Here is a 14,578-nt window from a genome sequence, read left to right as displayed (position 1 = left end):
TCGACCTTCACCGTCCAGCCGCTGCCCGGCTGGACGGTGAAGGTCGACAAGACCAAGCTCGCCAAGCCGCTGACGTCCGACGACGGCCAGATCACCGAGGCGGTCACCAGGATCACCTGGACCGCGGACAAGAGCTCCGCCATCGCCCCCGGGCAGTTCCAGGAGTTCAATGTCTCGCTCGGTCCGCTGCCGACCGACACCGACTCGATGATCTTCAAGGCGCTGCAGACCTATGACGACGGCCAGATCGTGCGCTGGATCGACGTCGCCAAGGAGGGCCAGGCCGAGCCGGAGCACCCGGCCCCGGTGCTGACCCTCACCAAGGCCGGCGCCGACGGCCAGGACGCCACCGCCTCCGCCTCCGCCGCTCCCGCTTCGCCGGCCGCGGGCTCCGACGCCGACGCCGGGACGGGGTCCGGCGCCGGGCAGGCCCAGGCCGCCGGCTCCTCCGGCGACACCACGGCCCGCACGCTGGGCGTGGTGGGCATCGTGGTGGGCGTGGTGGGGGCCGGTCTGGGTGCGCTCGGGCTGCGCCGCAGGGGCGGTTCCGCCTCCTGACCCGCGCCGGGCGCGGCGGACGGCTGCCCACGGCAGCCGTCCGCCGCGCTCCGCCCGCCTCCGTCCCGCCGCCCCTGCACCGCCTCGATCGGAACCCCGCAGATGACCCGCACCACCTCGCCGGAACGCAGCCGCCGCATCGCGGCCGCGACCGCGCTGGCCCTCGCCGCCGCCCTCGCCCTGGGCGCCTGCGGCAGCTCCTCCCCGGGCCCGGCCGGCCAGCAGGCCGCCGTCGTCAGGACGTCCGGCGACTCCCCCTACCAGGGCACCACCCTGACCCAGCCGTTCCGCAAGCCCGACCTGGTCCTCACCGACACCGCGGGCAAGCGGTTCTCGCTGCGGGAGCAGACCGCGGGCAAGCCCGTGCTGCTCTACTTCGGCTACACCAGCTGTCCGGACGTCTGCCCCACCACCATGGGCGACATCGCCGTCGCCATGCAGAAACTGCCCGCCGCCGAACGCGACAAGGTGCAGGTGGTCTTCGTCTCCACCGACCCGCGGCGCGACACCCCCCAGCGGCTGCGCAGCTGGCTCGCCTCCTTCGACAGCCGCTTCATCGGCCTCACCGGCGACCTGGAGCAGGTCAAGAAGGCCGCCAAGCCGCTGGGCATCCTGGTGGAGGACCCGGTGGTCAACAAGGACGGCTCGGTCACCTCCACCCACGGTGCCCAGGTGCTGGCCTTCCTGCCCTCCGACGACCGGGCGCACATCCTCTATCTGAGCCAGAGCTCGGTGCAGGTCTTCACCCACGACCTGCCGTTGCTGGCCAAGGGGGTGCAGCCGTGATCCGGCCGCGTGCCGTGACCGCCGTGGCGGCGGGGGCGGCCGCGCTGGCCCTCGCGGGCTGCGGCTCCACGGCCTCCCCGGAGTCCTCCTCGGGCGGTGCGGCGGCCCGGATCAGCGTCAGCGACCCGTACATCCCGCTGCCGCCCTCCCCGGACGCCGCCGCCGGCTATCTCACCCTGCACAACAGCGGCGGCAGTGCCGACCGGCTGCTCCGGGTGGCCAGCCCGGACGCCCGCTCGGTGACCATGCACCGCTCCACCACCGCCTCCATGGAGCCGCTGGAGAGCCTCACCGTGCCCGCGCACGGCAGTGCGGCCTTCTCCCGGGGCGCCGACCATCTGATGATCATGGGGCTGGACGACCGGCCCAGGGTCGGCCGGACCGTGGAACTCGACCTCACCTTCGCCGCGTCCGGGACCATCACGGTGAAGGTGCCCATACAGCCTGTCGCCTACCGGCCACCCGGCGCCGGCAACTGATCGGAGGGACCGGAGATGACCTCCACCAACGACCGCAGACCGCTGCGGCGCCCGGCAGCCGCACTGCTGCTGGTGCTGAGCGCCGCCCTCGTGCTGCTGTTCGGCGGCGCGGGCACCGCCTCCGCGCACGCCGCCCTGGTCTCCACCGACCCCGCGCCCGACTCGGTGGTGGCCACCGCCCCCAGCCGGGTGGTGCTGACGTTCAGCGAGGGGGTCACCCTCTCCGGCGACTCGGTGCAGGTGTTCGACCCCAGCGGCAAGCAGGCCGACCTGGGCTCGCCCGCGCACGCCGACGGCAAGGACACCACCGCCGCCGTGCAGTTGCGCAACGGGCTGGCGCAGGGCACCTACACGGTCTCCTGGAGGGCGGTCTCCGAGGACTCCCACCCGGTCTCCGGAGCCTTCACCTTCTCCATCGGCAAGCAGACCCAGACCGCGGTCCCCGCGGCCGTCGCGGGGCGCGAGGGCGGCTCCGCCACCGTCGGCGCCCTCTACGGCACGGCTCGCGCGGTGGCGTACGGCACCTTCGCCCTGCTGGTCGGCTGCGCGGCGTTCGTCCTGCTCTGCTGGCCGCGCGGGGTGTCGGCACGGCCGGTGCAGCGGCTGCTGATGACCGGCTGGGGCGGTCTGCTGCTCTCCACCGTGGCGGTGGTGCTGCTGCGCGGCCCGTACGAGAAGGGCAGCGGCCTGGGCGACGCCTTCGACCTGTCGCTGGTGCGCACCACCCTGGACGAGCGGCTGGGCACCGCTCTCGCCGCCCGGCTGCTGCTGCTGGCGGCGGCCGGTGTCTTCCTGTCGCTGCTGGTGGGACAGCTGTCGCAGAGCGGGCAGGCCCCGGCGGTGTCCCGGCCGGCCGAGGACAGCGGCACAGCGGGGAGCGGTACGGCGGAGAGCAGCACAGCAGCGAGCGGCGCCGAGGACGACGAGGAGGCGGCCGAGCTGCGCCGGCTGGAGCAGCGTGCCGCCGGGCGTCCGGAGCGTGAGGCCAGGATCGGTCTGGGCGTCGCCGGACTGCTGCTCGCCCTGGCGCTCGCCGCCACCTGGGCCGGTGCCGACCATGCCGCGGTGGGCCTCCAGGTCGATCTGGCGCTGCCGCTGGACATGCTGCACCTGGTCGCCATGGCGGTCTGGCTGGGCGGGCTGGTCACCCTGCTGATCGGGCTGTCCGTGCCCCGGGAGCGGGGCGGGGTCACGGCGGGCGCCGTCGGGGTCTTCTCCCGTACCGCGTTCTGGTGTGTGACGGTGCTGGTGGCCACGGGTGTGTACCAGGCCTGGCGCGGGCTGGGCTCATGGAGCGCCTTCACGGGCACCGACTACGGCCGGCTGCTGCTGGTGAAGATCGGCTGTGTGGCGGTGCTGCTCGGCGCCGCCTGGTTCTCCCGCGGATGGACGGCACGGCTGCGCGCCCTGGCGCCCACCTCGGAGCTGACCGTGGCCCCCGCGGAACCGGAGCCGGTGGCCGCCGGTACCGAGGACACCCCCAGGGACGCCAAGCGGCGCGCCCAGCTGGAGCGCCAGCGGGCGCTGCGGGTGGCGGCCGCGGAGCGGCGCGCCAGGGAGCAGGCCGCGGCCAGGGAGCAGGCGGCCGGCGCCGACCGCTCCGGACTGCGGCGCTCGGTGCTGGTGGAGGCCGGGGTGGCGGTGGCGGTCCTGGCCGTCACCACGCTGCTGACCAACGCCCCGCCCGGACGTACCGCCCAGGTCGCCACCGCGACGGCCACCACGGCGCCGGCACCGGCCGCGCAGCCGGTCAACATCACCGTCCCCTTCGACACCGGGGGCAGTGGTGCGGGCGCCAAGGGCAACGCCGCCATCGCCCTGGACCCGGCCCGCAGCGGCCCCAACACCCTGCATGTAGAGATCACCGACGCCGCGGGGAAGCCGGTGGACGTCCCCGAGGTGCGGGTCGCCTTCGACCTGCCGGCGAAGAAGCTGGGACCGCTGCGGCCGACCCTGCAGAGGGCGACGGGCGGCCACTGGTTCGGCCAGGTGCAGCTGCCGATGTCCGGCGACTGGCAGCTGTCGCTGACCGTACGGTCGTCCGACATCGACGAGACCACCGAGACCGCGCCGGTGCGGATCGGATGAGGGGCCGGGACCGGGCGACGGCGGAGGGCTCCCCAGGCGCGGGCACGACGGGCAGGGACGCGACGGGCAGTGGCCCGGCGGGCAAGGGCCCAGCCGGCAGTGACCCGGCGGGTGAGGACAGGGCAGGCAAGGGCACGGCGGGCAGAGGTATGGCGCAGCACGACACCGTCCATGACGACCAGGACGGCGACGACCAGGACGGCGACAACCAGGACGGCGACAACCAGGACGGCGGCAACCCGGTCGGTGGCGATCCGGACGGCTCTGTCGCGGCCGAAGCCGCCGCCGGCCGACCGGTTGGCCGTGGTGCGGCCGGCCGGCGGGCCGTGCTCACCCGGCGCGGGCTGCTGGGCGCGGCGGGCGCCGCCGGGCTCGCCGTCGGGGCGGCGGGCGGAGTGTTCGGCCGTGCGGCGGCCGACGGCGACGGCACGGCGCCGTCGCTGGGGGCGGCGTCGGTGCCGTTCCACGGCGTGCACCAGGCGGGCATCGTGCAGAGCCAGCAGTCCCGGGCACTGCTGATCGCGTTCGACCTGGCCGCCGGGGCCACCCGGGCGACCACCGCCGCGCTGCTGCGGCGGTGGTCCGACTCGGCCGCCCGGCTGGCGGAGGGCCGGCCCGCGGCCGGCCATGAGAACCAGATCGCGCTGGACGCGGGGCCCTGCTCGCTCACGGTCACCTTCGGCTTCGGGGCCTCGCTCTTCGACCGGATCGGCCTGGCCGCGGCCCGCCCCGCGGCCCTGGCCCCGCTGCCGGACTTCCCGGACGACGCCATCGACCGGTCCCGCAGCGACGGCGACCTCTGGGTGCAGATCTGCGCCGACGACGCCCTGGTCGCGTTCCATGCGCTGCGGGTGCTCCAGCAGCAGGCCGCCGGGGTGGCCGCGGTCCGCTGGCAGATGTCGGGCTTCAGCCGCTCCCCCGGGGCGACGGCCCGTCCCATGACCACCCGCAATCTGATGGGGCAGCTGGACGGCACCAACAATCCCAGGCCCTCCGACGCCTCCTTCACCGCCGACGTCTTCGTCCCCCGGGAGGGCGCCGACCCCGCCTGGATGGCCGGCGGCTCCTATGCGGTGGTACGCCGGATCCGGATGCTGCTGGACAACTGGGAGAACCTGCCGGTCGACCGGCAGGAGCGGGTGATCGGCCGCCGCAAGTCGGACGGCGCCCCGCTCTCCGGCGGCACCGAGACCACCGAGGTGGACCTGTCCCGGCGGAACCCCGACGGCACCCTCGCGGTGCCTGCCGACGCCCACATCCGGGTGGCGGCGCCGGCCGCCAACAGCGGGGCGACGATGCTGCGCCGCGGTTTCTCGTACCACGACGGGTTCCGGGCGGACGGCGCCCCCGACGCGGGTCTGCTCTTCATCGCCTTCCAGTCCGATCCGCTGACCGGGTTCGTCCCGGTGCAGCGCAAGCTGGCGGGCGCGGACAGTCTCTCGCGGTTCGTCCGGCACGAGGCCAGCGGGCTGTACGCGGTGCCGGGGGGTGCGGCGCCGGGCGGCTATGTGGGCCAGGCGCTGCTGGAGTCATGAGGGCCTGGTCGGTGAGGGCCGGCCGCGCCCGGACGGACCACGGAGGTGGTCCCACTGAGCGGAACGGGTCACGGTATCGGGACCGGAGTGGCTAAGGTGGCGAAACGGACGTCCGTATGCGGACTCCCCAGCAGCGCACCGTACGGAGGCGGCATGTCGGCCACCCGCTACACCTACCTCGGGCCCGAGGGCACCTTCACGGAGGCGGCCCTGCGTTCGCTTCCCGAGGCCGCGACCCGGGAGCTGGTGCCGATGGTCTCGGTGCCGGCGGTGCTGGACGCCGTACGGCGCGGCGAGGCGGCGGGCGCCCTGGTGGCGATCGAGAACTCGGTGGAGGGCGGGGTCACCGCCACCCTGGACGAGCTGGCCACCGGCTCCCCGCTGATGATCTATCGCGAGGTGCTGCTGCCGATCGCCTTCGCGCTGCTGGTGCGGCCGGGCACCGTCCTGGCCGATGTGAAGACCGTCACCGGGCATCCGGTGGCGCAGCCCCAGGTGCGCAAGTGGCTGGAGGCCAATCTGCCGCATGCGCTCTGGGAGTCCGCCGCGTCCAACGCCGACGGCGCCCGGCAGGTGCAGGAGGGCCGCTTCGACGGCGCTTTCGCGGGGGAGTTCGCCGCCGCCATGTACGGGCTGCAGCCGCTGGTCACCGACATCCACGGTGGGCGCTCGGCGACCACCCGCTTTGTGCTGGTGGGCCGCCCGGGGCGGACGTCGTCCCCGACGGGGGCCGACAAGACGTCGGCGGTGGTGTGGTTGGGCGACGACCATCCGGGTGCACTGCTGGAGCTGCTGCAGGAGTTCTCGGCCCGTGGCGTCAACCTGATGCGGATCGAGTCCAGGCCCACCGGGGAGGGGCTGGGGAAGTACTGCTTCTCGATCGACTGCGAGGGCCACATTGTGGACCGCCGGGTGGGCGAGGCCCTGATGGGACTGAAGCGGATCTGCCCCAAGGTGCGGTTCCTGGGCTCCTACCCGAGGGCGGACGAGGTGCGGCCGACGCTGCGACCCGGCACCTCGGACGCGGACTTCACCGGTGCCGCGGAGTGGCTGGCGCGGTGCATGGACGGACGCGGCGAACGCTGACCACGACGGCCTGATCGGGACAGATCACTACTGATCAGGTCAGATCGGTGTCAATCAGTCGACTTTTCGGCCATCCAGGGGACGGCCATCCCGGCCCCCACCTGGGGCGCAGTCGGGAATCCACAGCCGGGCAAGTTATCCACAGGCCCTGGGGATGAGTCGACAAAACGCCATGGAGGGGGAACTCGCCCTTCAATCGGACATGTCCGAATCCTGTCACACAGTGATCGCTGATCACTCGGTTGGGTGCTCGATTTCCCGCTGATGGGGGAGTTTGGGGGCTTTGCCCGCCGATCAGGGGCCCGTGCTCGGTAGTCCACAGCACCGGCCCACAGCCTGTGGATGAAACGTCGGCGAGCGGTGTGCACAGCCGGTTATCCACAGGGGATGCCTAGTTATCCCCAGTAGAGATCATCTCAGAGAACTCCGACGCAAAGCGACAAACACGCTCTATCCACGCAACAAAACAATCCGGAGCGATCTCTTCCACTCTCCTGGCCCATCGGCGGCCGCCCACCCGAAAAGGTTGGCGGATCAGCCCTCGGGCCCCGGTAGGCTTCGTGCTGTGATTGACCTTCGCCTGCTTCGTGAGGACCCCGACCGAGTGCGTGCTTCGCAGCGCGCCCGTGGTGAGGACGTCGGCCTTGTCGACGCCCTGCTCGCCGCCGACGAGCGGCGCAGGTCCTCCGGCAGTCGCTTCGACGAGCTGCGCAATGAGCAGAAGACCCTCGGCAAGCAGATCCCCAGGGCCCAGGGCGAGGAGAAGGCGGAGCTGCTGAAGCGCGCCTCCACGCTCGCCGCCGAGGTCAAGGCGGCCGACGCCGAACAGGGCGCGGCCAAGGAGGAGGCCGAGCGCCTGCTCGGACAGCTCGCCAACCTCATCGACCCGGAGGCCCCGGTCGGTGGCGAGGAGGACTTCGTCACCCTCGAGGAGATCGGCACCCCGCGCGACTTCGCAGCCGAGGGGTTCGAGGCCCGCGACCACGTGGAGCTCGGCCGGATCCTGGGTGCGATCGACACCGAGCGGGCCGCCAAGGTCTCCGGCTCGCGCTTCTACTACCTCACCGGCATCGGCGCCCTGCTGGAGCTGGCCCTGGTGAACATGGCCGTCGACCAGGCGGTGTCGGCGGGCTTCACCCCGATGATCACCCCGGCGCTGGTGAAGCCGCGCGCCATGGAGGGCACCGGCTTCCTCGGCCAGGCCGCGGAGAACGTCTTCCGCCTGGAGCAGGACGACTTCTACCTGGTGGGCACCTCCGAGGTGCCGCTGGCCGGCTACCACATGGACGAGATCATCGAGGCCGACCGGCTGCCGCTGCGGTACGCCGGCTACTCCCCCTGCTTCCGCCGTGAGGCGGGCACCTACGGCAAGGACACCCGGGGCATCATCCGGGTGCACCAGTTCGACAAGGTGGAGATGTTCGTCTACACCACGCCGGAGGAGGCGCAGGCCGAGCACCGCCGGCTGCTCCAGTGGGAGAAGGACTTCCTCAACGCGCTGGAGATCCCCTACCGGGTGATCGACGTGGCCTCCGGCGACCTCGGTTCCTCGGCGGCCCGCAAGTTCGACATCGAGGCCTGGATCCCCACCCAGGGCAAGTACCGCGAGGTCACCTCGACCTCCAACACCACCGAGTACCAGTCCCGCCGGCTCTCCATCCGGATGCGCGGCGCGGACGGCGTACGGCCTCTGGCCACCCTCAACGGCACCCTGGTCGCGGTCCCGCGCACCATCGTGGCCATCCTGGAGAACCACCAGCAGGCCGACGGCTCGGTGGTGGTCCCGGCGGCGCTGCGGCCGTTCCTGGGCGGGCGTGAGGTACTGGAGCCCATCGGCAAGTGAGCAGTCCCCGCACGCCCTACCGCCTGATCGCCACCGATCTGGACGGCACCCTGCTGACCGGGTCGGAGACCGTCTCCCCCCGCACCCTGGCCGCGCTGGCGGCGGCGACCGCCGCCGGCGCGGTGCACATCGTGGTGACCGGCCGCCCGGCGGCCGTGACCCGCTCCGTGCTGGACGCCATCGGCTACCACGGTCTGGCCGTCTGCGGTCAGGGCGCGCAGGTCTACGACGCGGGCTCCCACCGCCTGATCACCTCCGTCACCCTCGACCGGCGGCTGGCCGCCCTGGCCGTGGCCAAGATCGAGGCGGAGGTGGGACCGCTGGCCGTCGCCGCCCACCGGGACGGCGCCGACGGCCGGATGGTGGCCGGGCCCGCCTTCGAGCTCACCATCGCCGCCCTTCCGATGACCAGGCTCGACGACCACAGTGAGCTGTGGAGCGAGCCCGTCGGCAAGCTCTACATCCAGCACCCCGCCCTGGGCGACGACGAGCTGGCCGCCGCCGCCCGTGCGGTGGTGGGCGACCTGGTCGGTGTGGTGATGGCCGGCGAGGGCATCGTCGAGCTGCTGCCGCTCGGTCTGAACAAGGCCACCGGGCTGCGCATCGCGGCCCGCCGTCTGGGCGTCACCGCCGCGGAGACCATCGCCTTCGGCGACATGCCCAACGACATCCCGATGTTCGCCTGGGCCGCCCATGGAGTCGCCATGGCCAACGCCCATGCCGAGCTGAAGGCCGTCGCCGACGAGCTCACCGCCTCCAACGACCAGGACGGTGTGGCCCTGGTCCTGGAGCGGCTCTTCCCCTCACCCACAGCCTGAGACGGCCCGCGGCCCGGCCCCGCCCGTCACCCGGTCGTCCGGGCGGGGAGGTGCCGGGCCGCAGGCCGTACGGCGCCGGGCTGCTACTCCTCGCCGGCGAGGGTGAGACCGGCCAGGCGTACCGCGGCGAAGGCGGTGGCGCCCAGGGTGACCACGACCAGCAGGGGCACGGCGACCGGCAGCGAGACATCCGCGGCGATCACTCCGGGGTCGGCGACGGCCTTGGCGAGCGAGAGGCCCCACTGCTGGATGGAGAGCGTCCGGGCGCCGTGCACGAAGTTGCCGACCAGGCTCTCCCAGATCAGGGAGTACATCAGGCCGACCACCACGGCGTGCCGGGTGGCGACGCCCAGCAGCAGGAAGAGGGCGCTGTACGCGGCCCCGGCCACAAGCGCTCCCAGGCCGTAGCCGGCGGCGAGGCCGTCGGTGGTGCCGTACAGGATCAGACCGGCCAGGAAGGTGGGCAGCGCCGCGAACACGGTGGTGCAGCCGACGGCGACGGCGAGCTTGGTGACGATGATCTTCCAGCGCGGCTGCGGCTTGGCCAGCAGGTAGACGATGGAACCGTCGTCGATCTCGGTGGAGATGGCTCCGGTGCCGGCGATCAGGCCGAGCAGCGGGACCAGGGTGCCGAGCGCGAGCGTGCCGAGGACGTCCACGGCGATGTCGTGGTCCTGCCCGTTGGAGGCCCGCACCAGCACCGAGAGGAGCAGCAGCAGTACGGGGACGACCAGCAGCAGGACGCCGCGGCGGCGGCCCAGCAGGCCGCGTACGGTCAGCCTGGCGACGGTCGGGTTCACGGTGGGGGCCTCTCTGGATAGATGTTCTGACGACAGGTCAGGACGTGACGAGGTAGGAGAAGACGCTCTCCAGCGACTCGTCGGCGGGCGAGACGGTGTAGAGCCGGATGCCCGCCTCATGGGCGACGCGCGGCAGCAGCCGGGTGAAGCGGTGGAAGTCCACGGCCTGGACGCGCAACGCCTTCTCCTGGCCGTCGAGTTCGATGCCGGCGGTGGAGCCGTCGGCGATCAGCGCGGCGGCGAGCGCCCGGTCGTCGCTGGAGCGCACCAGGTAGCGGTGCGGGCGGTCGGTCATCAGCCGGCGGATCCGGCGGAAGTCCCCGGAGGCCGCGTGCCGTCCGGCGACCACCACCTCGATGTGGCGGGCGAGCTGCTCGACCTCCTCCAGGATGTGGGAGGAGAACAGGACGGTGCGGCCGTCGGCCCCGAAGCGGCGCAGCAGTTCCATCAGATGGAGACGCTGGCGGGGGTCCATACCGTTGAAGGGCTCGTCCAGCAGCAGCACCGCGGGGTCGTGGACCAGCGCGGAGGCCATCTTGACCCGCTGCTTCATGCCCTTGGAGTAGGTGCCGGTCCTGCGGTCCTGGGCGTGCTCCATCTCCACGGTGGCCAGCGCCCGGGTCGCGGCCGCCCCGGGGTCCGGCAGCCCGTGCAGCTCCGCGTTGGCCAGGACGAACTGCCAGCCGGTGAGGAAGTCGTACATGGACTCCCGCTCCGGGACCAGCCCGATCTGCCGGTAGACCTGCTGGTTGCGCCAGATGGGCTGCCCGTCGAGGGTGACGGAGCCGGCGGACGGCGCCAGGAAGCCGCTCATCATGTGGATGAGGGTGGACTTGCCGGCGCCGTTGGGGCCGAGCAGGCCGGTGACGCCGGGGCCGATCTGCATGGTGATGTCGTTCACGGCGACGACGTTGCCGAACCAGCGGGAGACGCCGTCGATGCTGATGGTGGCCATGGCTTGGCTGACTCCCTGTCAGAACTTCCGGTAGCGGCGCAGCAGCAGCCCGTAGGAGGCCGCGGCGGTCACGATGAACTCGGCGAGGAAGACGATGCCCGCACCGTTGCTCGGCGGCCAGCTGGGTCCGTCGCCCTGCGGCAGCCGGAACAGCCAGGTGGAGAGCGAGTCGACCAGGGTGGACGGGGAGAGCAGCCCGGCCCAGTTGGCGCTGGGCGACCCGGTGGGGCCGCCGATCAGCGCCCAGGCGATGCCGGCGACGGTGGTGGAGACGACCAGGACGCCGATGATGGCCGCCACTCCGAAGCCGCGCCGCGGGGTGGCGGCCGCGACCACCAGTCCGACGGCGGCGTAGAGCACCGAGTAGAGCACCGCGGTGCCCAGGCCGTAGAGGGCGTGGGCGGTGTTGTGGCCCAGGTCCATACCGGCCAGCAGGGCGCCGAGGTAGAGGATGACCACGGGCAGGCCGGTGAGGATCAGCAGCGCGGCGGCCATCGCGGCGAACTTGGCCCGTACGTAGTCGGTGCGGGTGAGCGGCCGGGAGAAGTACAGCGGCACGGTCATGAACCGCAGGTCGCGGGAGAGCGCCACCGGTGCCTGCGCGGCGAGGAAGATGCCGAACAGGGTGCTGGTGTTGGAGAGATAGGACGGGTAGTCCGTCGCCAGCTTGTCCGCGTCGGTGGAGACCGCCAGCGCCACGATGATCAGCGCGGGGACGCACATCGCGGCCAGCAGCACCATCGGCAGCACCTTGGACTTGGCCGAACGGCCGAGTCCGTAGGCCCCTCGCAGACTCTGCACGAAGAGCGACCGGGTGGCGTAGCCGCGGCCCAGGCGAGGGCCGGTGTAGTTGCGGTAGCCGATGTTGTGGATCACCCCGGTCCGCGGGGTGGCGGCTGCGGCCTCAGACGGCACCGACATCTGCGGAACCCTTCTTCTGCTGGTCGACGAGGTGGTCGGTGTCGCCGTCGTGGAAGATCTCCACGACCCGGTGCCGGCGCTGCTCCATGCGGACCAGACCGAGGCCGAGGTCCGCGACGGTGTCACGGACGATGTCGTAGGTGCCCTCGTCCGCGATCTCCACCAGCATGATCCGGCCGCCCAGCTCGCCCGCGGCGGTGTCCGGCCGTACGGTCAGCCCGGCCGCCGCCAGCCGGTCGCGCACCGCGGTGTCGGGGTCGGTGAGGTGCGGGGTGTCGTCGTCGGCGGCGACCTCGACGGCCAGCAGTTGCGTGGCCTCGGTGAAGGACGCGGTGGACGAGGAGCGCAGCAGCCGGCCGCCGTCGATGACCACCAGGTGGTCGCAGGTCCGCTCCAGCTCACCCAGCAGATGCGAGGTGACCAGCACCGAGATGCCGAAGTCGGTGTGGATGCGGCGGATCAGGCCGAGCATGTCGTCACGGCCGACCGGGTCGAGCCCGTTGGTGGGTTCGTCCAGCAGCACCAGCTGGGGGTCGTGGACCAGCGCCTGGGCCAGCTTGACCCGCTGCTTCATGCCGGTGGAGTAGCCGCCGATGGGCCGGTAGCGCTCCTCGTACAGACCGACGTGGCGGAGGGTGTCGGCGGTCCGCTCGCGGGCGGCCGCCGCCGGCAGCCCCGACATCCGCGCCATGTGGACGACGAACTCGGTCGCCGAGACGTCCGGCGGCAGGCAGTCGTGCTCCGGCATGTAGCCCACCCGCTCCCGGATGGCGGGACCGTCGGTGGCGACGTCCAGGCCGAGGACGCGGGCGGTGCCGGAGGTGGCGGGGGCCAGCCCGAGCAGGATCTTGATCAGCGTGGACTTGCCCGCGCCATTGGATCCGACCAGGCCGACCACACCGGGCTGCACATCGACGGTGAGCCGGTCCAGCGCGGTGACCCGGGGGAAGCTCTTGGTGAGGCTGTCCGTGGTGATGACTGACGACACGCTCAGAACCTAGCGGTCCCGGGGCCCGGCGCACATGCCCTGGGAAGCTGATCGTCCTCTGCTCCCTGAGGCGTACCCGCCCGGGGCCGTCCCCTAGGGGACAGCCCCGGGGCCGGGTCAGCCGAGCAGTTCCGCCTGGTCGATGACCACCTGCCGGTAGGCGGTCGCGGGCACGCCCGCGGGGTTGCTCATCACCACGGCGCCCACCAGGTCTCCGGCGCGCAGTTCCACGACATGGGCGACCTCGCGCTGCCGGCCGCCGACCTGCCTGCTCTCCGTCAGCGCCACACTCTCCTGGCCCACCGGGAGCTGGAAGGCGGTGGTGTCGGCGGCGAAGCTGTCGGACACCCCCTTCACCTCGGTGCCGTAGATGGCGGAGTAGAACGCCTGCGCCTCCGCCTGGGAGCCGAAGCCCACCAGCCGGATCTCGGTGCGGGTGCCGTCGGACGCGGTCCAGGTCCGTCCCGCGCCGCGGCGGCAGAGGCCCTCCTTCATCTGACGGGCCGTCCTCGCGGAGTCGGTGAAGAGCAGGGTGAAGGCCTTGCACTGCTCGTCCGCGCTGCTCGACCTGGCGGAGGTGGTGACGGCCGTCGCCTCCTTGGGCGCGGGCAGCAGCAGGCCCCGCAGCTCCGCCCAGTGGAGGCCGTCGTTGCCGTCGGCGAAGGGGCTGGGCTTGCCGGACGGCAGCGGCGGCAGCGTCAGTTCCGGGAAGGCGTAGCGGCCGTCCGACGGGGTCCGCAGCCCCGGGATGTCGGTGCGGTCCGGTGCGGTGACGGCGAAGGCGGTTCCGGCGCCGGCGAGGCCGAGGACCAGGACGGCCGCGCCCCAGCGCAGCACGGTGCGCAGCCTGGGCCGCCGCTTGCGGGGCGGCTGCCCACCGGGGCCGGCGGCCGGTGCTCCGGGGTCGGCAGCGGGGGACTGCGTACCGGGTTCGAGGGCGGCGGTGTCGGCGGCGGAGATCTGCTGGTCCGTCATACTGCGGCTCCCGGGCGTGCCAGACGGTCCAGCTGCGCCTTGAGCAGCTGTACGGCCCCGTCCTTGTTCAGCGGTGTGACGCCGGTGACGTCCATGGAGACCAGGAGGTCGCCCTCGGCGGCGAAGCAGGTCATGTAGTCGAGCTTGGCCGACGGTTCGAGCGGCGGCAGCACACAGCGGGCGTTGCGGTGCCCGGCGACGGCCGGGCCCTGCCGGAAGGCGCCGCTGGCGTCGACCACCGCGCCGTTGAAGGCGTTGGCCGCGGCGACGGCCTGCTGGTTGAACTGGTCGAGCCGCATCTCCACCATGAGGTCGCCGCTGCGGTCCTGGTACGTGCGCACTCCGCTGGCACGCAGGTGCAGCGACTTCCATGCCTTCTCGACCGTCTTGCGGTTCTTCTTGGGGACGGTCTTCAGGGCCTCCTCCTCCCGTGACGCCAGCTGCTTGCCGTCGAGCTCGGTGTCATTGCCGAACTCGCCGCTGTCGGGGCCGAGCAGGTAGGAGTCCGGCACCGGCAGCAGCAGGTCGAGCAGCGATCCGAAGTGGTTGCCGTTGGACCGGCCGCCCCAGGAGGGTGACGGCGCCGGGGCGGGGGCGGTCGCCACGGGGGCGGCGGCCGCGGTGGTGTCGTCCTGCCGGTAGGCGGTGTGCAGCAGCACCTCGCCGATGCCGACGCCCGCCACGGCGGCGGCCACCACGGCGGCGAGCGGGCGGAGCACCCGGCGCCGGCGGGCGGGCCGTACGGG

The 14,578-nt window shown here is 72.8% G+C and carries 14 protein-coding genes; 8 read left to right on the top strand and 6 right to left on the bottom strand.

Annotated features, from left to right (window positions below; translation table 11 throughout):
• From AOK09_RS43305 to AOK09_RS33475, 8 genes are all read left to right on the top strand, one after another.
• On the top strand, window positions 1-558 hold a 558-nt coding region (locus AOK09_RS43305), incomplete at its 5' end, for a YcnI family copper-binding membrane protein (RefSeq protein ID WP_055590990.1).
• Window positions 559-660: 102 nt separating this feature from the next.
• Entirely contained in the window at window positions 661-1,344 is a 684-nt protein-coding gene (locus AOK09_RS33505; RefSeq protein ID WP_055590989.1) for an SCO family protein, read from the top strand.
• Window positions 1,341-1,823, top strand: a complete 483-nt coding sequence (locus AOK09_RS33500) for a copper chaperone PCu(A)C (protein ID WP_055590988.1) — start codon at window positions 1,341-1,343, stop codon at window positions 1,821-1,823. Before AOK09_RS33505 ends, AOK09_RS33500 begins: the two co-directional genes overlap by 4 nt.
• Window positions 1,824-1,838: 15 nt before the next feature.
• Complete coding sequence (locus tag AOK09_RS33495) at window positions 1,839-3,911, top strand: copper resistance CopC/CopD family protein (protein WP_055590987.1); 2,073 nt, start codon at window positions 1,839-1,841, stop codon at window positions 3,909-3,911.
• Window positions 3,912-4,060: 149 nt separating this feature from the next.
• Window positions 4,061-5,446: an iron uptake transporter deferrochelatase/peroxidase subunit gene (gene efeB / locus AOK09_RS33490; protein WP_079063633.1), complete on the top strand. Its 1,386-nt coding sequence runs from the start codon at window positions 4,061-4,063 to the stop codon at window positions 5,444-5,446.
• Between the two features lie 153 nt (window positions 5,447-5,599).
• Complete coding sequence (gene pheA / locus AOK09_RS33485) at window positions 5,600-6,532, top strand: prephenate dehydratase (RefSeq protein ID WP_055590986.1); 933 nt, start codon at window positions 5,600-5,602, stop codon at window positions 6,530-6,532.
• A gap of 565 nt (window positions 6,533-7,097) precedes the next feature.
• Window positions 7,098-8,375 carry a serine--tRNA ligase gene (gene serS / locus AOK09_RS33480; RefSeq protein ID WP_079063632.1) on the top strand — a complete coding sequence of 426 codons (1,278 nt, stop codon included), beginning with the start codon at window positions 7,098-7,100 and terminating at the stop codon, window positions 8,373-8,375.
• A complete protein-coding gene (locus AOK09_RS33475; RefSeq protein ID WP_055590984.1) occupies window positions 8,372-9,193 on the top strand; it encodes an HAD family hydrolase in 822 nt (273 codons plus the stop codon). The genes serS and AOK09_RS33475 overlap by 4 nt, the downstream gene beginning before the upstream one ends.
• Window positions 9,194-9,276: 83 nt before the next feature.
• Here the strand turns inward: AOK09_RS33475 and AOK09_RS33470 are convergent, their stop codons facing one another.
• The 6 genes from AOK09_RS33470 to AOK09_RS33445 all read right to left on the bottom strand — a co-directional run.
• Window positions 9,277-9,993, bottom strand: a complete 717-nt coding sequence (locus tag AOK09_RS33470) for an ABC transporter permease (protein ID WP_055590983.1) — start codon at window positions 9,991-9,993, stop codon at window positions 9,277-9,279.
• Between the two features lie 37 nt (window positions 9,994-10,030).
• A complete protein-coding gene (locus AOK09_RS33465; protein WP_055590982.1) occupies window positions 10,031-10,948 on the bottom strand; it encodes an ABC transporter ATP-binding protein in 918 nt (305 codons plus the stop codon).
• 18 nt (window positions 10,949-10,966) lie between these two features.
• Window positions 10,967-11,869, bottom strand: a complete 903-nt coding sequence (locus AOK09_RS33460) for a hypothetical protein (protein WP_055590981.1) — start codon at window positions 11,867-11,869, stop codon at window positions 10,967-10,969.
• On the bottom strand, window positions 11,853-12,857 hold the full coding sequence (locus AOK09_RS33455) for an ABC transporter ATP-binding protein (RefSeq protein ID WP_055590980.1): 1,005 nt from the start codon (window positions 12,855-12,857) through the stop codon (window positions 11,853-11,855). The genes AOK09_RS33460 and AOK09_RS33455 overlap by 17 nt, the downstream gene beginning before the upstream one ends.
• 117 nt (window positions 12,858-12,974) lie before the next feature.
• Window positions 12,975-13,832, bottom strand: coding sequence for a hypothetical protein (locus AOK09_RS33450; RefSeq protein ID WP_055590979.1), 858 nt, complete (start codon window positions 13,830-13,832; stop codon window positions 12,975-12,977).
• A partial coding sequence (locus AOK09_RS33445) for a hypothetical protein (protein ID WP_055590978.1) occupies window positions 13,829-14,578 on the bottom strand: 750 nt, incomplete at its 5' end. The genes AOK09_RS33445 and AOK09_RS33450, both read right to left, overlap by 4 nt.

It is taken from the genome of Peterkaempfera griseoplana (genome assembly GCF_001418575.1).
Classification (GTDB): domain Bacteria; phylum Actinomycetota; class Actinomycetes; order Streptomycetales; family Streptomycetaceae; genus Peterkaempfera; species Peterkaempfera griseoplana.
This window is presented reverse-complemented; position numbering and strand designations above follow the sequence as displayed.